Source organism: Microcystis sp. M109S1 (assembly GCF_020247025.1).
In the GTDB taxonomy this organism is placed as follows: domain Bacteria; phylum Cyanobacteriota; class Cyanobacteriia; order Cyanobacteriales; family Microcystaceae; genus Microcystis.
In genome coordinates this window covers 1-3,478 of sequence record NZ_JADBRW010000299.1, presented here as the reverse complement: position 1 = coordinate 3,478, position 3,478 = coordinate 1, and the positions used below count along the sequence as shown (strand labels likewise).

The 3,478-nt window shown below is 45.3% G+C and carries 3 protein-coding genes; all 3 read right to left on the bottom strand.

The genetic code is table 11. The features are described 5' to 3' along the window. Positions 1 to 308: 308 nt before the first annotated feature. Positions 309 to 1,202: a tRNA (5-methylaminomethyl-2-thiouridine)(34)-methyltransferase MnmD gene (locus IM322_RS14980; RefSeq protein ID WP_287674992.1), complete on the bottom strand. Its 894-nt coding sequence runs from the start codon at positions 1,200 to 1,202 to the stop codon at positions 309 to 311. Beyond that, the gene (locus IM322_RS14975) at positions 1,162 to 1,956 is read right to left on the bottom strand and encodes an alpha/beta fold hydrolase (protein WP_287076902.1); all 795 of its coding nucleotides are present in this window, start codon (positions 1,954 to 1,956) and stop codon (positions 1,162 to 1,164) included. Before IM322_RS14975 ends, IM322_RS14980 begins: the two co-directional genes overlap by 41 nt. 189 nt (positions 1,957 to 2,145) lie before the next feature. After that, a complete protein-coding gene (locus IM322_RS14970) occupies positions 2,146 to 2,745 on the bottom strand; it encodes a superoxide dismutase (RefSeq protein ID WP_002762409.1) in 600 nt (199 codons plus the stop codon). Between the last annotated feature and the right edge of the window lie 733 nt (positions 2,746 to 3,478).

The window sequence follows — 3,478 nt, the reverse complement described above, 5'->3', positions numbered from 1 at the left end:
GAATTTTCCCCCCAATCACTCCAAGGGTCGGCACTTTTTGAGGGAAAAAAAGTCTAAAAACCTTGTTGGATAAGGTTTTTAGATTTATTCAGCAAACCCTAGTTAGGGTCTGCTGAAAAAGTTTTTCGGTGGGGGTAGGGTGTGGGGTGTAGGGTTTTACCGATTTTCAGGTGGTCAACTACCTAATTTTCAGGGAAAAAGTACCTCAATTTTCCCCCTGATCACTCCCATGCCTGGTACTTTTTGTCAATCAAAAAGTCTAAAAGTCTTACCCAACAAGGTTTTTAGATTTATTCAGCAGACCCTAGTTAATGCCGAATTATCTCCCGGTCAATTCTTTGCCAACGTTTTTTCCAGTGGCTAGTCGGTTCTAAATCACAGAGAGCCTGTTCGGTGCGACGACGTTGTATAATCACTTCGGCCAGGTCGGTTAAAGTCGGGTCTCGATAGGGAATAGCGGCTTTAGTTTGCAGATGTTCCCGTTCCTGTGCCGATAGAGATGGGGGTAAGGACAAAAAACTGGCTCTTGTCCCCGGCGATCGCCGCCCGACGCTATCGGTGGCCCCAATCTGCAATCCCGCTAATTGTAAAGCCCTTCGCACCGAGGCAGCACAGGAATAGGTGACTAAATAACCCGTCGGACTCAGGCATTTCGCCACTAAAGCTAAAAACTCCACTGTCCACAGTTGCGGACATTTACCCGGGGAAAAGGGGTCGAGAAAAATTGCCTCCGCTTGAAAACCCGCGTCAATCACCTTGGTTATCGTCTGTCGCGCATCCCCGATTAACAGTTTAGCCGTGATATTAGGCAAGTCTAGCCGGTGATTATGGGCAAAATCATTTAAATATTCGGGAATTGGTTGACTCCAACTATTTAAGAGATTTTCTCTAATCGCTGCTAGGGGAACCACTCGATCGCTTTCCAAAGCTAATAATTCTACCCGACAATCCCCCCTAACTTGCCAAATGGCCGCTAAGGCTGCGGCGGTATTATACCCTAAGCCGTAACAAATGTCAAGAATTTTTAGATTATTGCTCTGGTCTACTTTTGCTGCCAGACGACTAGAGAGGATAAATTTTTTCTCGGCTTCTTCCCTTGCCCCAGAGGTAGAATGATAACATTCGCCGAATTCGCTCGAAAAAAAGGTATAAGAACCATCCTCAGTGACTTTTTGCGGGTAGGTTTCGGGGGAGACAAGCATGGTGATGGAGAATGTCTTTGAGGTGAATATCGGTTTCCAGCAGGCAAGCGTGACCACTATTAGGCAGAATCGTTAATTTTGCCGCGGGTAACTGCTGAATTAGGCGTTTAGCCTCCGCTACCGATGGTAACAGTCGGTCGCCTTGACTGGCTATCACTAACACCCCCAATTGCAGACGTTTTAACTCGCTGGCACTAACCTGAAACCGTTGTAACTGGGATAAACGCCAGCTAATCGTCTTCAGTGGGACGTATTGCATGGCTTTGAGGAGAGAGCGGCGATCTTCCCGGGATATTCGACCGAGAGCGGCGAGAAAAGGTAAAATAGTTAGTGCCGAGCTGCCGTGGATGAAATCGGGCATCATCTGGGTGATACCGATTCCCAAGCTTAAAAGAGGTCTTTGATTAAAAGAAGAAGCAGGGTTAATTAAAATCAGTTTTTTAATTAATTTTGGTGATTTTGTCGCTATTTTCAAGGCTAAACAGCCGCCAAAAGACTCACCGCAGAGATAGACTTTTCTCGATTGTCGCTTTAATTCCTGTTCCAATAAAGCGATCACGAGGCTGCTTAATTCCTCCCAATCACCGAGATATTGCGGGGAAATCACCAAACAACGCAGATCGAAGTAAGGAGCAAGGTTTTTAATCTGACGATGGTATAGTTGGCCGCTGCCATCCATTCCGGGTAAAAATACAAACAGGGGATAATCGGGACGGGGATGACGGGGAATAATCCAACTGACAGGTTGTTCCATGGTGCGAGAAGCGCGATCGATGTTAAAAAAGTTTTTTCTGGTTATCTATTTTAAGGATAATTAATATTAGAGAGATTTGCCAGTTTTAATAGTAAGACTAACCCCCAACTTATGGATGGTTTCTCTCTGCTCGCCAACCCCTGATAACTGATAACTGATAACTGATAACTGATTAACTGAGCCAAATTTTTAGGCCGCCGCTAAATTAGCAGCCACGAAATCCCAATTAACCAACTTGGTTAAAAAGTCACTGATGTAATCGGGACGACGATTTTGGTAATCGAGATAATAAGCGTGTTCCCACACATCCATAGTTAAGAGGGGAACCTGTCCGGCGGTTAAAGGATTGTCAGCGTTGCCGGTTTTGGTAACTTTGAGAGTACCGTTATCGAGAACCAACCAAGCCCAACCACTACCGAATTGAGTAGCGCCCGCAGTTTTGAAAGCTTCGACAAATTTCTCGAAACTGCCGAAATCTGCGTTAATTTTATCGGCTAAAGCACCGGTAGGCGCACCGCCACCACCCGGTTTCATGCAGTCCCAATAAAAACTATGATTCCATGCTTGGGCGGCATTGTTGAAAACCCCAGCTTTAGAGGCATCACCGGCAACCTTAACGATAACTTCTTCTAAAGAGAGAGCATCGAGTTCCGTATCTTTGACCAAACCGTTATAGTTATTGACATAAGCGGCGTGGTGCTTGTCGTGGTGGAATTCTAGGGTACTTTTGGTGATACAAGGCTCTAAGGCAGTGTAATCGTAGGGTAAAGGGGGAAGTGTGTAAGCCATGTGTTCTCTGTATCCTCTCTTGAGAGCTTGTTTAAGGTAGTGTTGTTAACCTTTTGTCAGTATTCAGCTTAACCAAGACGAATACCTTTGCAATAAAACTTTACATCCTCAATCATAGCACCGAAGGAGACTTGATCAGTGATCACTGATCGATCAGCTTTTTTCTCCCTTCTCCCATCTCCCTTCTCCCCCATCACCCCAACCCCAACCCCATCGACCATCTCCTAAATCCTGAGAAGATCACCAAACAATGTTAGAATAATTCCCGTACTGTAGGCGCTTGCAGATTCTTGTGGGCGTGGCAGGGCAGGCGAAAAACGATTCCGTTAGGAATTAAACCAAAAAAGCTCCACTGGAAACAGCAGTAGATTTTATCTCACTGGGTTGACCGGTTGGCACTTCGTCAAATTACCAAAATTTTGGGTTAAAGCCCCGTCCTTTTAGGACGGCTTTATGTTAAAATGAAATTGGTTTGAATCCCCTGAGTGGGCGGTAGTGAATGGCTCGATTGAGTTGAACCCTGGAACTCGAAAGTCTGCATAAGAGACAAAAAGGGAGGGTAGCGAAAACCTCGTCAAACATAGCGCAGTACCCGCTCAACAACGGTGAATGAAAAACCAGTAAAAATCTTTGTCGTCAGACAGATAGGGTAGGGCATACCCAAATCTTGGTTGAAAGACCAAAACGCTTGGAGAGTGAACCAGAAAAAGGATAACTAGATAGCAAGTGATAT